Origin of the sequence: Nocardia sp. NPDC057272 (assembly GCF_042668615.1) — a bacterium.
Classification (GTDB): domain Bacteria; phylum Actinomycetota; class Actinomycetes; order Mycobacteriales; family Mycobacteriaceae; genus Nocardia.
In genome coordinates this window covers 196875-215383 of sequence record NZ_JBHUYK010000001.1, presented here as the reverse complement: position 1 = coordinate 215383, position 18509 = coordinate 196875, and the positions used below count along the sequence as shown (strand labels likewise).

Annotated in this window: 16 protein-coding genes and 1 tRNA gene; 9 read left to right on the top strand and 8 right to left on the bottom strand. The window is 67.1% G+C overall.

Annotated features, from left to right (window positions below):
* The first annotated feature begins 36 nt into the window (after window positions 1–36).
* The 4 genes from pgm (at window position 37) to ACFULV_RS00895 (ending at window position 4062) form a co-directional block, all read left to right on the top strand.
* Window positions 37–1674 carry a phosphoglucomutase (alpha-D-glucose-1,6-bisphosphate-dependent) gene (pgm, locus tag ACFULV_RS00910; protein WP_378633023.1) on the top strand — a complete coding sequence of 546 codons (1638 nt, stop codon included), beginning with the start codon at window positions 37–39 and terminating at the stop codon, window positions 1672–1674.
* Window positions 1671–3002, top strand: coding sequence for an MFS transporter (locus ACFULV_RS00905; protein ID WP_378633024.1), 1332 nt, complete (start codon window positions 1671–1673; stop codon window positions 3000–3002). Before pgm ends, ACFULV_RS00905 begins: the two co-directional genes overlap by 4 nt.
* Window positions 3003–3067: 65 nt before the next feature.
* On the top strand, window positions 3068–3808 hold the full coding sequence (locus ACFULV_RS00900; protein WP_378633026.1) for a DsbA family protein: 741 nt from the start codon (window positions 3068–3070) through the stop codon (window positions 3806–3808).
* A gap of 181 nt (window positions 3809–3989) precedes the next feature.
* A tRNA-Ala gene (locus tag ACFULV_RS00895) sits at window positions 3990–4062 on the top strand.
* 92 nt (window positions 4063–4154) lie between these two features.
* Here ACFULV_RS00895 and ACFULV_RS00890 read toward each other — a convergent pair.
* Window positions 4155–4640: a nuclear transport factor 2 family protein gene (locus ACFULV_RS00890; RefSeq protein WP_378651767.1), complete on the bottom strand. Its 486-nt coding sequence runs from the start codon at window positions 4638–4640 to the stop codon at window positions 4155–4157.
* Between the two features lie 124 nt (window positions 4641–4764).
* Between ACFULV_RS00890 and ACFULV_RS00885 the strand changes: the two genes are divergently transcribed.
* Entirely contained in the window at window positions 4765–5781 is a 1017-nt protein-coding gene (locus ACFULV_RS00885; protein WP_378633030.1) for a fatty acid desaturase family protein, read from the top strand.
* 3 nt (window positions 5782–5784) lie between these two features.
* Here the strand turns inward: ACFULV_RS00885 and ACFULV_RS00880 are convergent, their stop codons facing one another.
* A complete protein-coding gene (locus tag ACFULV_RS00880) occupies window positions 5785–6303 on the bottom strand; it encodes a winged helix-turn-helix transcriptional regulator (RefSeq protein WP_378633032.1) in 519 nt (172 codons plus the stop codon).
* A 61-nt stretch (window positions 6304–6364) separates the two neighbouring features.
* On the opposite strand from ACFULV_RS00880, the gene ACFULV_RS00875 reads away from it, so the two are divergent.
* The gene (locus tag ACFULV_RS00875) at window positions 6365–7009 is read left to right on the top strand and encodes a dihydrofolate reductase family protein (RefSeq protein ID WP_378651765.1); all 645 of its coding nucleotides are present in this window, start codon (window positions 6365–6367) and stop codon (window positions 7007–7009) included.
* A 37-nt stretch (window positions 7010–7046) separates the two neighbouring features.
* Window positions 7047–7742, top strand: a complete 696-nt coding sequence (locus tag ACFULV_RS00870; protein ID WP_378651762.1) for a class I SAM-dependent methyltransferase — start codon at window positions 7047–7049, stop codon at window positions 7740–7742.
* A gap of 202 nt (window positions 7743–7944) precedes the next feature.
* Here the strand turns inward: ACFULV_RS00870 and ACFULV_RS00865 are convergent, their stop codons facing one another.
* From ACFULV_RS00865 to ACFULV_RS00845, 5 genes are all read right to left on the bottom strand, one after another.
* Window positions 7945–9321 (bottom strand): DUF4246 domain-containing protein, encoded by a 1377-nt coding sequence (locus ACFULV_RS00865; RefSeq protein ID WP_378651759.1) that lies wholly within the window; start codon window positions 9319–9321, stop codon window positions 7945–7947.
* A gap of 77 nt (window positions 9322–9398) precedes the next feature.
* Window positions 9399–11918, bottom strand: coding sequence for a polynucleotide kinase-phosphatase (locus tag ACFULV_RS00860; RefSeq protein ID WP_378651756.1), 2520 nt, complete (start codon window positions 11916–11918; stop codon window positions 9399–9401).
* A complete protein-coding gene (locus ACFULV_RS00855) occupies window positions 11919–13316 on the bottom strand; it encodes a 3' terminal RNA ribose 2'-O-methyltransferase Hen1 (protein WP_378651753.1) in 1398 nt (465 codons plus the stop codon).
* 48 nt (window positions 13317–13364) lie between these two features.
* Window positions 13365–14708, bottom strand: coding sequence for a permease prefix domain 1-containing protein (locus ACFULV_RS00850; RefSeq protein WP_378651750.1), 1344 nt, complete (start codon window positions 14706–14708; stop codon window positions 13365–13367).
* On the bottom strand, window positions 14699–15055 hold the full coding sequence (locus ACFULV_RS00845) for a PadR family transcriptional regulator (protein WP_378651747.1): 357 nt from the start codon (window positions 15053–15055) through the stop codon (window positions 14699–14701). The genes ACFULV_RS00850 and ACFULV_RS00845 overlap by 10 nt, the downstream gene beginning before the upstream one ends.
* A 175-nt stretch (window positions 15056–15230) precedes the next feature.
* On the opposite strand from ACFULV_RS00845, the gene ACFULV_RS00840 reads away from it, so the two are divergent.
* Window positions 15231–15938 (top strand): LppP/LprE family lipoprotein, encoded by a 708-nt coding sequence (locus ACFULV_RS00840; RefSeq protein ID WP_378651745.1) that lies wholly within the window; start codon window positions 15231–15233, stop codon window positions 15936–15938.
* 30 nt (window positions 15939–15968) lie between these two features.
* Here ACFULV_RS00840 and ACFULV_RS00835 read toward each other — a convergent pair whose 3' ends face one another.
* Window positions 15969–17132 (bottom strand): metallophosphoesterase, encoded by a 1164-nt coding sequence (locus tag ACFULV_RS00835; RefSeq protein ID WP_378651742.1) that lies wholly within the window; start codon window positions 17130–17132, stop codon window positions 15969–15971.
* A gap of 259 nt (window positions 17133–17391) precedes the next feature.
* On the opposite strand from ACFULV_RS00835, the gene ACFULV_RS00830 reads away from it, so the two are divergent.
* On the top strand, window positions 17392–18480 hold the full coding sequence (locus tag ACFULV_RS00830) for an alpha/beta hydrolase (RefSeq protein WP_378633059.1): 1089 nt from the start codon (window positions 17392–17394) through the stop codon (window positions 18478–18480).
* Window positions 18481–18509 lie beyond the last annotated feature (29 nt).

Below are 18509 nucleotides of genomic sequence, written 5' to 3'. Positions count from 1 at the left end.
AGCCGCGCGCAGCCGACACGGAAGGGAACACCCACCATGGCCCACGATCGCGCCGGACGGCCCGCCCGCCCGACCGACCTGGTGGATATCGCTCACCTGGTCACCGCGTACTACAGCCTCGTCCCCGATCCGGACGAGCCGAGCCAGCAGGTGGTGTTCGGCACCTCGGGTCACCGTGGGTCCAGCGAGGACAGCGCGTTCAACGAGGCCCACATCATGGCGATGACGCAGGCGATCGTCGAATACCGCGCCACCCGTGACATCACCGGCCCGGTCTACCTCGCGCGCGACACCCATGCCCTGTCCGAACCCGCCTGGACCACCGCGCTCGAGGTCCTGGCAGGCAACGACGTCACGGCGGTGATCGACGCCCGCGGCCGCTACACGCCCACGCCCGCGCTGAGCCACGCTGTCCTGAACCACAATCGCGGCGGTACCAAGCACCAGGCCGACGGCATCGTGGTCACGCCTTCCCACAACCCGCCGCGCGACGGCGGCTTCAAATACAACCCGCCGCACGGCGGCCCCGCCGACACCAAGGCCACCGACGCCATCGCCGCCCGCGCCAACGAACTGCTGCGCGGTGGCCTGGCCGGGGTCAAACGAGTCTCGCTCGATCAGGCGATGAACACCCACGTCCAGCGCTACGACTACCTCGACCAGTACGTCTCCGACCTGCCGAACGCGTTGAACCTGGACGCGATTCGGGGCGCGGGAATCCGGATGGGCGCCGACCCGATGGGTGGCGCGAGCGTGGACTACTGGGAGGAGATCGGCCAGCGTTTCGATCTCGAGCTCGAAGTGGTCAACCCGTTCGTCGACCCCACCTGGCGTTTCATGACCCTCGACAGTGACGGCCAGATCCGGATGGACCCGTCCTCACGCCATGCCATGGCGGCCCTGGTCGGCATCAAGGACGACTACGACATCTCCACCGGTAACGACGCCGACGCCGACCGGCACGGCATCGTCACCCCGGACGGTGGCCTGATGAACCCGAACCACTTCCTGGCCGTCGCGATCGAATACCTGGTCGCGAACCGGATGTGGTGGGACGCGCTCACCAAGATCGGCAAGACCGTCGTCACCTCGTCCATGGTCGACCGCGTGGTCGGCGTGCTCGGGCGGGACGTGCACGAGGTGCCGGTCGGTTTCAAGTGGTTCGTGCCCGGATTGTTCAGTGGCAGTTTGGCATTCGGTGGTGAGGAGAGCGCGGGCGCGTCGTTCCTGCGGATGGACGGCACCGTCTGGACCACCGACAAGGACGGCATCCTGCTGGCCCTGCTCGCCGCCGAGATCGCCGCCGTCACCGGCCAGACCCCTTCTGCCAGGTACGGCGAACTGGAACGCCAATACGGCAGCCCCGCCTACGCGCGGATCGATGCCGCCGCCACCAGCGAGCAGAAAGCCAAGCTCGCGCGCCTGACCCCCGAGGCCGTCACCGGCACCGAGATCGCGGGCGAGGAGATCACCGGCATCCTCACCACCGCGCGCGGCAACGGAGCGCCGCTGGGCGGGCTGAAGGTGACCACGGAGAACGCCTGGTTCGCCGCACGTCCCTCGGGCACCGAGGACAAATACAAGATCTACGCCGAGTCCTTCCTCGGCCCCGAACATCTCACCCAGGTACAGGCCGCGGCCGAGGAGATGGTGAACCAGGCGCTGACCGAGTGAGCGCTCCGGCCAAAGTCCGGCTACCCGCCGAGATCTGGGTACTGATCGCGGCCGCCTTCGTGATCGCGCTCGGGTTCGGTCTCGTGGCGCCCGTGCTGCCCCAGTACGCCCGCGAATTCGGGGTGGGCATCGCGGCGGCGTCGGCGATCGTGAGCGCGTTCGCGTTGATGCGGTTGCTCTTCGCGCCCGCCAGCGGTCGGCTCGTGCAGAAGCTGGGCGAGCGGCGGGTGTATCTGGCGGGCATCGTGATCGTGGCGCTGTCGACCGGGGCATGCGCGCTCGCGCAGACGTATTGGCAACTGCTGGTGCTGCGTTCGCTCGGTGGCATCGGGTCCACGATGTTCACGGTGTCGTCGATGGCGCTGATCATCCGGGTGTCACCGCCCGCCGCGCGCGGCCGGGTCTCGGGGGTCTACTCGACCAGTTTCCTGATCGGGTCGTTGCTCGGGCCGCTGGTCGGCAGCAGTCTGGCCGGTTTCGGGCTGCGTGCGCCGTTCGTCATCTACATGGCCGCGCTGCTCGTGGTGTGTGTGATCGTGTTCGCCGGGCTGCGCGAATCGCCGGTGCTCGCGCCCGAGAACGGCGCGAAGCCTGTCGAATTCACCTTCCGTCAAGGGTGGGCCGAGCCCGCCTATCGGGCGGTGCTGCTGTCGAGTTTCGCCGGTGGTATCGCGGTGTTCGGTGTGCGGATGGCATTCGTCCCGTTGCTCGTCGTGGAAACGCTGCATCAGGAAGTCGGCATGGCGGGTGTCGCGCTGACGGTGTTCGCCGCGGGCAACGCGGCCGTGTTGTTCGCGTCGGGCAGGCTCTCCGACCGGCTCGGCCGGAAACCGTTCCTGATCGCCGGATCTGTCATCTGCGCCCTCGGCACCGGCGCGCTCGGTTTCGCGCCGACACTGCCGTGGTTCCTCGCCGCGTCGTTCATCGCGGGTCTGGGTTCGGGGATGTTCAGCCCGGTGCAGCAAGCGGCGCTGGCCGATGTGATCGGGTCGCGGGCCCGCGGTGGTCCGGTGCTGGCCGCGTTCCAGATGTCGGCCGATCTGGGCACCGTGCTCGGTCCGATCGTCATCGGCTGGTTGGCCGAGCGCACGTCGTTCGGGGTGGGTATGGCCGTGACCGGTGCGGTGCTGGCGGTGTCGGCGGCCGTATGGGTATTCACGCCCGAGCCCTCGCAGATCGAGCACCCCGACGATCCGGAGCACCCCGACCACGCGGGCGACGGCATCGACCCCCAATGCGCCTGCGACGGCAGTCCCGACGGTAAGCCGGTGGTGCGTGACGGTATGGTTCCCGCCGGTCGACCCAGCGATTACCACAAGCCGCAGTAGCAGGTCAGCGCCATTTCGGCGTGCCCGCGCGGCGCGCCGCCGGCGACTCGAGGCAGAGTGGACGGGTGAGCACAGCCGGTTCTTCGCACAATCCGCGCCCCGTTTCCAGCAACACCACCTACGCGCTGGCCGCGGTGGCGGTCGTCCTCATCGGGTTGATCGTGTTCGCTGCCTACAAGTGGAGCGCGGAACCGCCGCCCGCCGTCCGCAACGAGGGCTACGGCCCCGTCCGTGAGGCCGCCGTGCAGGTCACCACCACCCCCGAGGGCGTCATCCGCCTCGGCCGCCCCGACGCCCCCAAGACCGTCGACATCTTCGAAGACCCCATCTGCCCCGCCTGCGGCGCGATGGAAACCGCCTACGGCCAGGAGCTCGCCCAGAAGATCGACGAAGGCAAGCTCGCGGTGAACTACCACCTCGTCACCTTCCTCGACCCCCAGTCCAAGAGCAAGGACTACTCCACCCGCGCGACAGCCGCGAATCTCTGTGTCGCCCAAACGGGTTCAGGGCCCATCTACAGCAAGTTCCACGAAGCCCTGTTCACGAAGAAGCAGCCCTCCGAAGGCGGCTCCGACCTGAGCAACCCCGCCCTGGCCACCATCGCCACCGAATCCGGCGCCCCCGAATCCGTCGCCGCCTGCATCAACAACGGCACCCAGTCCGACGCCGCCAAGACCGCCGCCGCGAAGAACCTCGCCGACCTCGACGCCCGCACCGGCAACAAGGCCGCCACCCCCGCGATCTACGACGGCACCACCAAGATCAACTGGCAGGACGAGAACTGGGTAGTGAACCTGGCCCCCTGAGCCCCCGCGTGAGGTTCGGCACATTCTACCCCTGACCAGCCGATCCTTCCCGCCCCACGAGCCACTGCGCCCCCGCCCGTAACCCCACATTTTCGCCGCCTACCAGCCGATTTGTTCTCTCTCAGACGCATGGTGTAACTTCATTCAGGCAGCAGCGAGAGCCGCTGAAACAACTGAACACGGGGCTATGGCGCAGCTGGTAGCGCACCACACTGGCAGTGTGGGGGTCAGGGGTTCGAGTCCCCTTAGCTCCACTTTCAACAAAAGGTCCGGCTTTCGAGCCGGACTTTTGTCGTTTCATGGTCAGATGGTCGTCGTAATACGTACGCCGACATCGGCTCGATCTTCAATCCAGCACGGTGGCCGGGCCGCCTCCGGTGATGGTTCGGTAGTCGTCGATCCGATGGCCGGTCCGCCAGGGGCGTGCCGCGCCCGATACCCACCAGCGCCGCCACAGTGACGGGTGCTTCAGAACGATGGGCAGCACCGGTAGGGGATCGAAGTAGTTCATTCGCTGGATCGCCTTGCCGTCGCGAAGGATCATGCGATCGACGTTCGGCCATTCGATGCGGTGGCGTCCCACGTGCGCCAGCAACCGGAACTCGATGAAGACCACGTCGTCGTCACCGCGCCACCGGTCGACGTGCGCCCGTAGGTCGGGGAGGAATCGCCAGATCTGGGCGAATTCTCTTTGCGCCGCGGCGATTCCGTGCATCGGTGGGGACAACGGCTGGGTCAGCACCACGTCCGGATGCAGAATCTCCGGGATTCGGTCAACGGACGGTCGATCCCAGAAATCGATGAAGTTCGCGACGAACTGTTCAGCGGACATGTGACTCCCCTCGTCAGCCTGACGGTAGCGAATTCCCGCCGAACTCCGCGACCACCCAGCGGTGGATATCGCGGATCTGCAACCCGTTCACCCGGACGTGGCCTGCATGCGCCATGCTTGTGGCGTGGTTATCGCGTCTGATGTCGTTCCCGTGCGTGGCAGTGAGTACTCGGTCCTGTTGCGTCGCGTCCGGGCGGCGGACCTGCTCGACCGGCAAGTGGGGTATTACGGGTGGAAGAGCGCGCTGACCGCAGTGGCCTTCGTGGCTGGTTGGGTGGCATTTTTCGCCATCGGTGACTCGTGGTGGACGCTGGCGGTGGGGGTGTTCCTGGCCGCGGTGTTCTCGCAGATCGCGTTCCTCGGGCACGATGCCGGGCACAAGCAGATCTTCGCCGGGCGGCGGGCCAACTACCTGTACGGGCTGATCGCGGGCAACCTCGCCATCGGGCTGAGCATCGGGTGGTGGACGAGCAACCACAACCGTCATCACGCCCACCCCAATACCGAGGGCATGGACCCGGACGCGATGGGTGTGCTCGCGTTCTCCGGTGACCGTGCGCGGGCCGGAACAGGTTGGCGGCGATTCATTTTCCGCTACCAGGCGTGGCTGTTCTTCCCGCTGCTGCTTCTGGAAGGTGGCAGCCTGCACTGGAAGAGCATCGTCGCGGTGTTCCGCTGGCCGATCCCGAACCGGGTCTGGGAGGGTGCGCTGCTGGCCGCCCACTTCATCGGCTTGCTCTCGGCGGCGTTCCTGGTGTTGTCGCCGGGGAAGGCGTTGGTGTTCATCGCCGTTCAGCAGGGTCTGTTCGGTTTGTACATGGGCTCCACCTTCGCGCCGAACCACAAGGGCATGGAAGTTCTGCCGGACGGCGACAACACCGATTTCCTGCGTCGCCAGGTGCTCACCTCGCGCAATGTGCGCGGCAGCTTCCTCGTCGACACCGCGATGGGTGGGCTGAACTACCAGATCGAGCACCACCTGTTCCCGTCGATGCCGCGCGCCAACCTGCGCCATGCCCAGCCGATGGTCGCGCAGTTCTGCGCCGAGATCGGCGTTCCCTACTGCGAGACCGGCTTGTTCGAGTCGTACCGCCAGGCGATGGCCCACCTGAACGAAGTCGGCCGCCAGGCGGCTCGCTGACCCTTACTCGCCGGCCGCCGCGAGGTAGGCGGCGGTGAGTTCTGCGAGCACCCCGTCGTCGGGAAGCGGCGCGCCACGGAGATGGGTGGCGCGCAGTTCATCCATGAAGCGCTCCCACATCGGGGGTCCGCCCGCGGCGAGTAGCTCCGCGCGCACCGTCAGCTCCGGCGCCGTGTGCAACCATCGCGCACCCCACGCGCCCAGTGCGGCCAGCACCGGAACGAGCTGAATCGCGGCCTCGGTGAGGTGGTATTCGACCTTCTGCCGGTGACTGGGGTCGTCGTCGCGAGTGAGCAGACCTGCGGCGACGAGTTTGGCGAGCCGTGCGGCCAGGATGTTCGAGGCGATGCCTTCGATGGAGCCGGTGAGTAGTTCCCGGAAATGCGTATGTCCGCCGAACATGATGTCGCGCAGGATGATCAGGCTCCAGCGGTCGCCGAGGAGCTCGACTGTGAGGTTGATCGGGCAGCCCGACTTGCCCGGCGGCACCGGCAACTTCTCCTGAGCAACTGGTTGCGACATAGGATCAGTCTAGGATACGTTCATCACTGCTTGCACATTGCAATCAGAAAGGGCACCCCCGATGGCTCAGATGGTCCGCGTTCAGAATTTCAGCATTTCCAGCGACGGGTACGGCGCGGGGGAGGGGCAGAGTCTGGAACACCCCTTCGGTCACGCCGAACCCTCTGACTTCATGTTTTGGGCAGGCGCCACCGCGCACTGGCCCAACCGCACCGATCCCGGTGGCACCTACGGCCTCGACGACTACATCACCCGCGACTACGCCGTGAACATCGGCGCGGAAATCATGGGCCGCAACAAGTTCGGTCCGCAGCGCGGACCGTGGGAGAACTACGACTGGCAGGGTTGGTGGGGCGACAACCCGCCGTTCCGCACTCCGGTCTTCGTCCTCACCCACCACGAGCGCCCGTCGTTCACCTTGGCCGACACCACGTTCCACTTCATCGACGCAACCCCGAAGGACGCGCTCGCCCAGGCTCTGGACGCCGCCGACGGCAAGGATGTACGCATCGGCGGCGGCGTCGCCACGGTCCGCGAATTCCTCGCCGCCGACCTCATCGACGCGATGCACATCGTCGTCGCACCGGTGGAAATCGTTGCGGGCGAACGCCTGTGGGAAAGCCCCGACGAATACGACGACCGCTTCCACCACGAGCAGGTCCCCAGCCCCAGCGGAGTCGTCCACCACTTCTTCTGGCGTCGCTGACGTATCACGTGACCTGCGCGGCAGCGATAATTGTGTGGTGCCAACAGATCCCGTCCTGCTCGACGACCTGACGCTGGAACAGTCCTCGGTAGTCGCGAACAACGCGATGAACCGCGGCCGAGGACTGTCCGGGGTGAACAGCTACGCCCGCGAACTCGGATTCGACCCCTACGAGGTACTCGCCGAGCGCTTGCGCGCCGACCCCACCACCCGGGTCACGTGGATCGACGTCTGCTGCGGCTCCGGCCGGGCCCTGCTCGAAGCAGAGGAACGATTCGACCGCGAATTCCCGACCGCCGACGTCACCATCATCGGCCTGGATCTCGTCGACTTCTTCCTGGACAAACCCCGCACCCCGCGCCTGCGCCTGCTCACCACCTCGGCGACAGCATGGAGTCCGCCACGTGAAGCCGACCTCGTCACCTGCGTCCACGGCCTGCACTACATCGGCGACAAACTGGCGCTGATCGAGTCGATGACATCCTGGATGACGCCCTCCGGCCACTTCGCCGCCGACTTCGACCCCTCCGAAATCCGCTGTCCGGGCGGTTCCCCGGCGACGACCGCTGTCGTCGATGCGTTGCGCGCGGCAGGACTGACCTACAACCGCCGTCGACACCAGGTGCGTGGACACGGCCGCCCGACCTTCGCCGCCACCTTCCTCGGCGCCGACCCGACCGCGGGTCCCGGGTATACCGGTCAGCCGGCGGTGGTGTCGTACTACGAGTGGTGAACCGGGATCGTCAGTTCTGGCACACCGCAACGGCGGCGAGCTGACGGACATCGGTGGGCACCGCTCCCTGGAAGTGCAGGGCATCGAGATCAGTGTTCGCAGAGGGAGAATTCGCGTTCGTAGAGTTCGTTGTTGTGTTCGTCGACGAAGAACTTGCGCTCTCGCATCAGTTCCGTGCGGAAGGCGTCGGCCTGTGCCGCTGTCATCGTCGACGTCGGGGACAGGGTTGTTGGGGTGGGATGTCGGAGGTCGAGACGATGGTCGTCGAAGGGTCGACGAGGAAGAAGGCCAGGATCTTGCGGTGACCGGTCCGGGTCGGGTCCTGGAGCCGGAACGGTGCCACGCGATGCTGGAGGATGTTCGGGAACGCCACGCAGCGACCGGCTGTGGCCTGGACCGATCCCAGGTCCTGGTTGAGTGCGTCCTCGTCGGCGAGACCGAAGATCTCGCGCATGCCGGTTTCGTCGTTCTGGTCGTATTCGGGGTCATCGATCGCCGCGCGGAAACCGAGCCGGCTGTCGGTGATGTTCTCGTTGTCCCAGTAGTAGATTCCGGTGGCGACGATGCTTTCGTTGAGCATTGCTTCGACGTGCCACGAACCGCCCGGATATTCCGGCTTCTCGGGTGTGAGGTAAATGTTGGCGAGTTTCACGATGACCTGCAATCTGCGCCCGGTGAGGTCGACGCGATCGCTGTCGTCGACGGGTATGGGTGGCTGAAAAGCGGGGGCGTCGGGGATGGCCGGTCGGCGGTTTTCCCACCATTCGTCCCAGGCGGCCTCGAAGGCTTCCTGGGCTTCGTCGCTCTCATCGGTCGGCTCGGTGGGTTCGGAGTCTTCGTACCAGGCGAAGGGGTTGACGTCGATCCGCACCGGTCGTGGTCGGCGCAGGTCGGTCAGCACATCGGCCAGCAGTGGGAGCATGCGGGCGAACAGTTCCGGCAAGACGGATTCGAGTGCGTGATGGCGAGCGGGGTCGACGTTGTTGACATAGGAACGGAAGGCGACCTCGCCGGTGTCGGTGACATCGACATCGGTGGGCAGCCATTGAAACTTCTGCGAATACGCGTACCCGGCATCATTTTTCGCCGGGCCGGGCCATGGCGCGTCATCGGGCCGGCTGACGCCGCGGACCAGGCAGTACAGCGAGGGATGGACGAGATTGCGCACCTGACCGTTCGACCCGGGTTGCCAATCGTGTTCTGCCGCTGGAACATCCTCGAACACCCGGGCCGCTGCGCGCAGGCGAGCCCGCAACGTGTCGTCGATCAGGGTGTCCGATTGCCACATCCCATCGACAGCGGACATCTCGATCCCGGTCTTCTCGTCGCGTAATCCGGCGTAGTACGCGAGTTCATCGAGCACATAGCGGATTTGCGCCTCCGTCATTCCGGATTCGGCGGCTTCTCGAGTCCATCGGGCGACGATGTCGGAGTCCAGCATCTTCTGATGCCACTGTGATTTCTCCCGAACAGCGGCGCTCAATCGCATCATCTCCAGCTCGCGCACCGTCCTGACCGGTGCGACAGCCACCAGATGAGCGGCACGGAAGGGCAACGGAAACGGGGCGAGCTGAGTCAATTCTCTATTCTCTCAACAGTTCTGGCGAGTCGCGCGGTGCGAATACCGGAGACGACACTATTTGACCGCCGCAGAGCTCAGAGGCGAGGGTCGGTCGGTACGGATTCCATGGCCAGGACGGCGAAGACCAATTCATGGACGCGCCACAGTGGTTCGCCCGCGGCGACGGCGTCCAGGGCGGCCAGGCCGAGCGTGTGTTCGCGGAGGGCGAGGGTGCGTTTGCGGCTGAGGGTGCGGTCGCGCAGACGGGTGAGGTGTTCCGGGGTGGTGTAGTCGGGGCCGTAGATGATGCGGAGGTATTCGCGGCCTCGGCATTTGATGCCGGGCTGGACGAGTTTGCCTCTGCTGCGGTGGGTGAGGCCGGCGTAGGGCTTGAGGACCATGCCTTCACCACCTGCCGCGGTCATCTCGAGCCACCAGGTGGTGGCTTCGGCTTCGGCGGCAGGGTCGGACAGGTCGACGATTCGGCGGCCGGTAGGGCGGAAGGTCACAGGGTCGGCCGCGACCAAGCGGTCGCTGATGTCGAGGTGCCAGCCGTGGTCGCGGTCGGCGTAGCAGGCGCCTGCGGAGGCGAGGAGGGCGAACGGGGCGATCTGGACGCCGTCGAGTCCTGTTGTCGGCCAGCAGTATCGGCGGTAGGCGTGGGTGAAACCGGCCGCGTTCTCGGCGCGGTCGGCGGTGCGGGCACGCAGTTCGCCGAGGTCGAGCCCACGGGCCAGTCCGGCGTCGAGTGCCGCGACCGCGGCGGGCAGCGCCGACCGTGCGGCGGCGCCTGCGGCCGCGTACTGGGTGCGGATCAGCCCGGCGGCCTTGGCGGACCAGGGCAGCAGTTCGCAGTCCAGGAGCAGCCAGTCCGAGACGAGTTCGTCGAAAAGCGGTGCGGCCGCGGCACGGACGCGGTCCAGGAGGGCCTCGGTGAGGGTCGGATCGTTGAAGAACGACCGGCCGGTGCGGGTGTAGATCGCACCGGAGCATCCGTCGCCGACGCCGAAGCGAGCCGCCGCCTTGTCACGGCACACGAGCACCACGGCCCGCGACCCCATGTGCTTCTCCTCGCACACCACCTTGTCCACACCCGCCGCGCGATAGTCGGCGAACGCCTCGGTGGGATACTCGAGATACCCCTCGACGGTCGACGTCGACGGCGGGGACATGGTCGGCGGCAACCACAGCAACAGCCGGGGATCGATCGCGAACCGGCTCATCACCTCCAGCGCGGCCGCCGAGTTCTCGGCATCGACGATCACCGTGCCGTGCTCGGTGCGGATGTGCCTGCGCCCGGTGACATCGGCGAGGTCGAGCGTCTCGTTGTCGCGCGCGGATTCGGCATCGGCGAGCGGCCGGATCGGCTCGTAATACATCCGCTCGGCCTGCACCGCGACGAACGTCTTCTCGGGGTAGCGCAGCGCCGTCAGCTCGCCGCCGAACACCGCACCGGTGTCGAGACAGACGGTGTTGTTGATCCACTCCACCTTCGGCGTCGGTACGTGCCCGTAGACGACCATTGCCGCACCGCGATAGTCCCGCGCCCACGGATAGCGCACCGGCAAGCCGTATTCGTCTGTCTCGCCGGTGGATTCGCCGTAGAGACAGAAGTCGCGAACGCGCCCGGACGCGCGTCCGTGGTATGCCTCTTTGAGTCCGGCGTGCGCGACCACCAGCCGCCCACCGTCCAGCCGCAGGTGACTCACGAGGTCGTGGATCCACTGCGCCGCGGACTCGATGAACTCCGGTGTCTCGCTGTCCAATTGCTCGAGCGTCTCGGCGAGGCCGTGGGACACCGTGACGTTCTTGCCCCGCAACTTCTTGAGCAGCTTCTGCTCGTGATTGCCCGGCACGCACAGCGCGTTTCCGCTCGCGGTCATGCCCATCACCAACCGCAGCACGCCCGGTGAATCGGGCCCGCGGTCGACGAGGTCGCCGACGAAGACCGCCTGACGTCCCGCCGGGTGGGTGGCATCGACAGCACGTCCGGCCTCGTCGCAAACCAGCGTCCACCCGAGTTCGCCCAGCAGCGTTTCCAATTCGGCCCGGCAGCCGTGCACATCGCCGATGATGTCGAACGGCCCCGTGAGCTCACGCCGGTCGTTCCACGCCTTCTCGTAGGTGATCGTCACCTCGGCCGGATCACTGACGACGTGCACCTTGCGAAAACCCTCGCGACCGAGCTCGCGCAGGGAACGCCGCAGGTCCTGACTCTGCCGCTTCAGCACGTTGCGCCCGAAGTCGCGATCGGTGCGGCCCTGAGTACGTTCCCACGCCACAGCTTCGGGCGTATCGATGACGATCGCGACCGGCAGCACATCGAAAGACCGTGCCAGCGCGACCAATTCGGCCCGCGCGTGCTTCTGCACATTGGTGGCGTCGATGACGACGCGTCGACCGGCGCGCAGCCGGATCCCGGCGATGTGGCCGAGCGCGTCGAAGGCGTCCTTCGTCGCGGACTGATCGTTCTCGTCGTCGGCCACCATGCCGCGGAAGAAGTCCGACGACAGCACCTCGGTGGGCTTGAAGTGCTCACGGGCGAAGGTGGATTTGCCGGAACCGGAGATGCCGACCAGGGCGATGAGCGACAGCTCGGGGAGGTCGATGTTCATTTACGCGGCCTTCCGGAACAGCGCGAGCTGGGTGGGGGAGCCGGTCTGCGGGTCGTGGTCGCCGACCGGGCGGATATCGACGGTGTAGCCGAAGGTCTCGGCGACGCGGGCGCACCAGGCGGCGAATTCCGCACGGGTCCACTCGAATCGGTGATCGTCGTGGCGGTGACCGTCGAGGGTCTCGTAGTGCACGTTGTATTCCACGTTCGGCGTCGTCACGATCACCGCGCCGGGCGCGGCATGCCCGAAGACGGCGCGTTCGAGCGCGGGCAAGCGGGACTCGTCGACGTGTTCGATCACCTCCATGAGCACCGCCGCGTCGAAACCGCGCAGCCGGTTGTCGTGGTAGGTCAGCGCCGACTGGATGAGCGTGATCCTGGCCCGCTGCCGGTCCGACATCCGGTCGAACTTCAAGCGCCGCTCCGCCATCGACAGCGCCGCGCTGGAGACGTCGGCGCCGACGATCTCGGTGAACCGGGCCTCGGCTTGCAGCGCGAGCAGCAGAGCGCCCGGGCCACAACCGAGATCGAGGACACGCGATGCGCCGGTCTCGGCGAGTGCCGCGAGCACCGCTTCCTTGCGCAGCTTCACCAGGGGTGTGCGGCGCTCGGCAGCTTCGACGCGTTCGATCGCGTCGCCGGGGATTTCGGCATCGTCGACCACCTCGTCCACCGAGCGCAGCCGTTCCAACGCCGACAACATGAGTGTGCGCCGTCCGGCCAGATAGCGTCGCGCGATCAGTTCACGGTCGGGGTGGGCGCCGAGCCAGCCCTCGCCCGCGCGGAGCAGTTTGTCGACTTCGTCGGCGTCCACCCAGTAGTGCTTGGCGTCATCGAGCACCGGCAACAGCACGTAGAGGTGGTTCAGTGCCTCTGCCAGCCGCAGCGTCCCGGTCAAACGGAGGTGGGTGTAGGGCGACGGGCCCCATTCCGGGAACTCGGGATCGAGCGGCACCGAGGTGGTCGACACCGTCCAACCCAGCGGCGCGAACAGTCTCTCGACGATCTCGGTCCCACCACGGCACGGTACGGCGGGGACTTCGATCTCCAACGGAATCGCGGTCTCCGCCAGTTCTTTACGGTCGCGGCTCGTGCCGTTCAGCGCCGACCGGAACACCTTGCCCAGCGCCACCGACAGCAGGCTCGACGCCACATACGGCCGGTCGTTCACATAGCGTCCGAGCGCGGACCCGTTGTGCCCCTTGCTCGGTCGCGCCAACTCCACCGGGTCGACCTCCAGCAGCAGGGCAACGGTGCAGCGATCGACATCGGCCTGTGGATAGAAGACGTGTGCCGTGCCGCCGGTGGTCGTGAACGACTGCACGCGGTCGGGATGTTTGACCACGAGGTATCCGAGGTCGGTCGCCGGCGTGTGAGTCGTGGAGATCGTCAAGAGCACTTGATGATCCTGTCACGGTCCGCCAGCGATTTTCGCCGAGTCCGGAGATCATCGGAAGTCGAACGACGGTGGGATGGCGACGATCACGGCGGCCGCCCACACGCCGTATACGGGCAGATAGTCGGTCTGCCAGCGTTCGACAGCGGCGAAGGTCTTCCTGCCGCGCACGAAGCCGAGCCCGAGGTGGCCCGACCACACGAGGTTCACCAGCAACACCACGTTCAGTCCGAGCGCGACCACCTTGTTGGGGGTGGAGCCGAACTCGGCGATCCGGGTGAGCATGGCGGCCAGCATCGCCACGTCGACGACCAGCGCGGTGACCACCAGCACCAGCTGCAAGCGGTCGAAGAAGCCGGGTGGGGTCAGTGGATCGCGGGCGGAGATCGTGTAGAGGAGCAGGCCGAGGACCAGGACGAGGATCAGGTCCATCAGGATGAGCAGATCGCGGTCGATCGCGGTCAGGCTGCGGGTGGTCGCGAGGGCGGCGAGCAGCGCGAACAGCATGACGATGGTGAGCGGGGTGAAGACCCGGGTGAGCACCGGGGCGATGTTCTCCACGACGTTCTGTTTGGCTTCGACCAGCCACGCGGCGACGATCACCGCGCCCGCGGCGCCGAAGGGCAGCACCCAGTCCTCGATCACCGGCTCGATGTCGAAATCGAGGGTCCCGAACGCGCCGACCGTCAGGCCGATCAGCACGCCGCCGCCGAGCGCCAGCAAGGTCAGGTAGACGAACCACTCCCCGGTGAACCGGATGAGGTCCATCCGCCGCCGCCCGCTGCGCCAGTCACCGCCCGCGTAGGCGAAGCCGACCACCAGCCACAGCAGGATCGGCGCGTGGATCGCGGCGATGATCTCGGTCGCCCCTTCGGGCTCGAACGGATACAGGTTCAGCACGAGTGCGGTGAGCACGACGGGCACGAGCAGCACGGCGGCCACTCGCGCGGAAACCTGGCGCTTCCACGCGAAATATCCGGCGAGGAACGGCAAGACGAGCAGGCTGATGTTGAGACCCAACGCGGGGCCCTCCAGCCAGGTGAAGCCCGCCTTCATCGTGAACGCCGCACCTACGGCGAGTGCGAGAACAACTATCAGCTCTCGATTGCCCGCACCGCCCTCGGACCCCTCCGGCACCAGAACGAGCTGCTTCCACAGTCTTTCGGAATGCTCGAGCGCGAACTCCCGGGAGATCGCGTCCATGCTGCCCATCCGTTTCACGGCGACGAGGAAGGCCTCGTCGCCGGACAAGCCCGCGGTTCGCAGGTTCGAGATCTGTTCGCGCAGATGGTCTTCCATCTCGTCGATGTCGGCGACCGAAATCGCACGATGACGCTGGACGTACCCGCGCCACTGGTCGATGTGGGCCTGCAACTCGGTCTCCATCACGCCCATCCCTTCTCCACCGGCTGGGTGGCGCTGCGCCAGACCTGGTCCAGCGCCTCGGCGACCACGCTCCACTGGGCTTGTCGTTCGGCGAGTGCCGCCCGGCCCGAATCGGTGATCAGGTAGTGCTTGCGTCGACGTCCGCCCTCGGAGACGCGCCACGTCGACGACACGTGCCCGAGCCGTTCCAACCGGTGCAGCAGCGGGTACAGCATCCCGTCGGTCCACTGCATCCGCCCGCGGGAGAGCTGGTTGACCTGCTCGAGGATGGCGTAGCCGTACGACTCGCCTTCGGCCAGAATTCCGAGCACCAGCGGCGTCGCCGAGGCTGCCACCAGGTCTTTGTCTATACGCATCGCACCCCTATACCTAGAAGATCTAGGTAATAACCTAGCAGATCTAGGTATATGGGTGTGGATGTCGCACCCTAGGGTGAGGATTTCGTTGAATCGCCTAACGACCGTGTCGAGGGCCCCGATGAAGTCTGCATGTACGCGCCACAGCGCGTAGGGGACACAGAATCGAGGAACCATGAAGAACGCAGTTCGGATGGGCGCGCTGATCGCCGTCGCCGCGGCACTGGTCACAGGCTGCACCGACGAGAGTGGTTCAGGGACAACCACATCGACCTCCCGTGCGACGGCCGCCTCGTCGACCACCCGCGCACCCGCGCCGGGCACCGCGGCCCCGGGTTCGCCCGCGCCCGAGGAGACCGCCGCGCCCCAGCCCGGCGCCACCATCGCGCCGGAGCCCGAAACACCGCCGGTCACACAAGCGCCCACGCTGATCCCGGCCCCCGACACCACCTCTCCCGCCCCCGCTGACGACATCAGTGGACCGGGCCGCTGCATAGACCCGGCCTCGACCGGTGTGCAGAACGCCCTCGCGAGCCTTCAGGGAAGCTGGGTCGCCGGGCAGGCTTCGACTGATCAGCCGGGGAGCTGTGGTCAGCTGTTGTATGTGCGCGCCATCGGCGGTAACTCCGCGGGTGCGCCGATCCACATCTTGTTCTTCCGCAACGGAAAGTACCTGGGCACGGGCACTTCCGAGCCGTACGCCTTCACCACCGTTGTCGGGTCGAGCAACAACGCGGTCACCGTCGACTACCGCTGGCTGGCCGGTGACGAACCCTTTGCCGCGCCGCAGGGCGGCCCCGCGACGATCACCTATTCGTGGAACGGTTCGAAGGTGGTGATGGGCGGCACGCTGCCGACCGAAGTCACCCAGCCGCACCGCTGATCCGCTCTCGGATTCCCCGAGGGTCGGGTGTCAGCGCTCGGGATGCAGCACCAGCACCGTGATCTCGCTGGGGGCGAAAACCCGTAGCTGGGGACCCCAGAAGCCGGTGCCGCGGCTGGTGTAGAGCTGGGTGTTGTTCGCGTGTCTGCTCAGGCCCGCGACCACCGGCTGGTCGAGCCGGACGAGGTAGTGGAACGGCCAGATCTGCCCGCCGTGGGTGTGACCGGAGATCTGCAGCGCGATGCCCGCCGCGGCGCTGTCGGCGATCTGTTTGGGCTGGTGGGCCAGCAGGACGACCGGCAGCGAGGGGTCGGCGCCCGCGAGTGCGGCGGGCAGATCGGGACCGTGACCGGGCAGGCCGACGCCGGTCGGGTCGTCGATGCCGGCGATGACGAGGCGGTCGCCGTCGCGGGTCAGGACGCTGTGCTGGTTGTGCAGCGGCTGCCAGCCGAGCGAGGCCATGTAGTCGATCCAGCCCTGCGCGTCGCCGAAGTACTCGTGATTGCCGGTGATGTAGAACCGGCCAAGCGGCGCCTCGACCTTGCCGAGCGGATCGACCTGCGCCTGGCGTTTCACGACCGAGCCGTCGGCGAGATCACCGGCGTGGCATGCGATATCGGGCCGCTGCGCGTTGACCACCTCCACCACGCGTTCCGACCAGCGCCGCCGATTCAGCGCGGCGTAATGGGTGTCGGTGACGACCACTACGCGCAACCCGTCCAGGCCCCGCGCCAGCCCGCGAATCGCGACGTCGACTGTGCGTACCCGCGGTACCCGACGCGCCTCGTACACGCCCCACCCGACCAGCGCCGCGGAAGTCACCAGCACCCCTGCCGCCACGATCCGGGCACCGTCGACCCCGCCGACGGCCAGCGCGCCCCGCACGAGCAGCCCGATCACCGACCAGGAGAACACCACCCACACCACCCCGAGCAGGGTGTCGCCGACGATCACCGCCGGATCGGACTGCGCGGGCCCGTGCCCGAGGAACATCGTGAGCGGCAGGCACACGAGCGCGGCCGCGGCGATCGCCGTCCCGATCCAGAACAGCGTGCCGCTGCCACCGGTCGGCGCCGAGACCAACGTCCACCAGGGGACCCCGAACAACAGGGCGAGGACCAGCGACAACATCATCAGGCGTACGGCGAGCTTCACGGCGGTCCCGTTCTGGGCAGGGCGGCCGGGCGCGGCCACGAATCGACCTCCCAGGGTAGCGCTCCGCCTGCGCCGCCCCTCGCCGAGAATCCGCAGTTCGCAGCGGGCGCGCGAAGCAGGCTGCCCCACTGCACAATTCGATGTACCCCTGGGATCAGGTGCGCGCTATGCTGCCCGACAGGGCCCCGCGCGCAGGTGCAGTACCGCGGCGGGTCGAGTGGGGAAGCGGCGAGGCCGCACAAACGGGAAGGTCAGAACACCGATCATGCGTGGGGTAAAGAGAGTTCTTCGGCGAGTGATGGCAGGCGCCGTCGTGGTGGTGGTGCCGTTCGGCGCCTCTGTCGCGCCCGCCGCCGCCGATGCCGACCCGTCCGCGATCGACTTCCGGGTGGATACGTCGATGGGGGAGATCAACACCAGGATCATCCGCGCGGCCGACGGCAACACCGATCGGGTGGTCTACCTGCTCGACGGCGAACGCGCCGAGGACGACCTGAACGGCTGGGAGAAGCACACCACCATCCCGGCGCAGATGGCGAAGTTCAACATCAACGTCGTGATGCCGGTCGGCGGGCAGTCCAGCTTCTACGCCGACTGGGAGCAGCCGAGCAACTTCTTCGGCGTCAACCCCGACGGGTCAATGCTGCCCAGTGCCGACTCCGGTTCGGCGATCGGCGGCTGGGAGGACACCCAGGGCAAGGTCAACACCTACCAGTGGGAAACCTTCATCACCAAGACGCTGCCGGAGGCGATGAAGTCCCGGCTGGGCTTCAGCGCGACCCGCAACGGTGTGGTCGGCCTGTCCAGCGGCGGTAGCGCGGCGATGCTGATGGCGGCATACCACCCCGAGCAGTTCACCTACGCCGGGTCGCTGTCGGGCTACCTGCACATGTCGATGCCCGGCATGCGCGAGGCGCTCGGCGGGGCGATGATCGCCAGCGGTGGGTACAACATCGAGGCGATGGCGCCCGCGGGCAGTGAGAAGTGGAAGCGGATGGACCCGTACGGGTTCGTCGAGAAGCTGATCGCCAACAACACCCGCCTCTACGTCTCCGCGGGTAGCGCCAAGCCCGCCGACCAGGACCTGTCCTCGGTCGACGCGATCACCCAGGGCATGCCGCTGGAAGCGATCGCCCTGGCCAACACCCGCTCGTTCGAGAAGCGGGTGACCGCACTGGGTTACGAGAACGTCAGCTACGACTTCCCCGACATCGGCATTCACAACTGGGGCACCTGGGAACAGGTCGCCATCCGTCTGATGCCCGACATGGCGCGCAACATCGGCAAGCCGTTGCCCGCGGGCGCGACCCCGCCGGGCGGTGGCGCTCCGCCCGTCGACGGACCGCCCGCCGGTGGCCCGCCCGCCGGTGGCGAACCGCCGAAGTAGCCTCTGCCACAACCGACACCGCCGCTACC

What these genes read in the sequence shown, in the direction of transcription:
- pgm (WP_378633023.1), top strand. Translation starts at nt 37, where the DNA reads ATGGCCCACGATCGCGCCGGACGGCCCGCCCGCCCGACCGACCTGGTG.
- ACFULV_RS00890 (WP_378651767.1), bottom strand. Translation starts at nt 4,640, where the DNA reads ATGTCCGCTGAACAGTTCGTCGCGAACTTCATCGATTTCTGGGATCGA.
- ACFULV_RS00880 (WP_378633032.1), bottom strand. Translation starts at nt 6,303, where the DNA reads ATGTCGCAACCAGTTGCTCAGGAGAAGTTGCCGGTGCCGCCGGGCAAG.
- ACFULV_RS00875 (WP_378651765.1), top strand. Translation starts at nt 6,365, where the DNA reads ATGGCTCAGATGGTCCGCGTTCAGAATTTCAGCATTTCCAGCGACGGG.
- ACFULV_RS00860 (WP_378651756.1), bottom strand. Translation starts at nt 11,918, where the DNA reads ATGAACATCGACCTCCCCGAGCTGTCGCTCATCGCCCTGGTCGGCATC.
- ACFULV_RS00850 (WP_378651750.1), bottom strand. Translation starts at nt 14,708, where the DNA reads ATGGGCGTGATGGAGACCGAGTTGCAGGCCCACATCGACCAGTGGCGC.
- ACFULV_RS00845 (WP_378651747.1), bottom strand. Translation starts at nt 15,055, where the DNA reads ATGCGTATAGACAAAGACCTGGTGGCAGCCTCGGCGACGCCGCTGGTG.
- ACFULV_RS00840 (WP_378651745.1), top strand. Translation starts at nt 15,231, where the DNA reads ATGAAGAACGCAGTTCGGATGGGCGCGCTGATCGCCGTCGCCGCGGCA.
- ACFULV_RS00830 (WP_378633059.1), top strand. Translation starts at nt 17,392, where the DNA reads ATGGCAGGCGCCGTCGTGGTGGTGGTGCCGTTCGGCGCCTCTGTCGCG.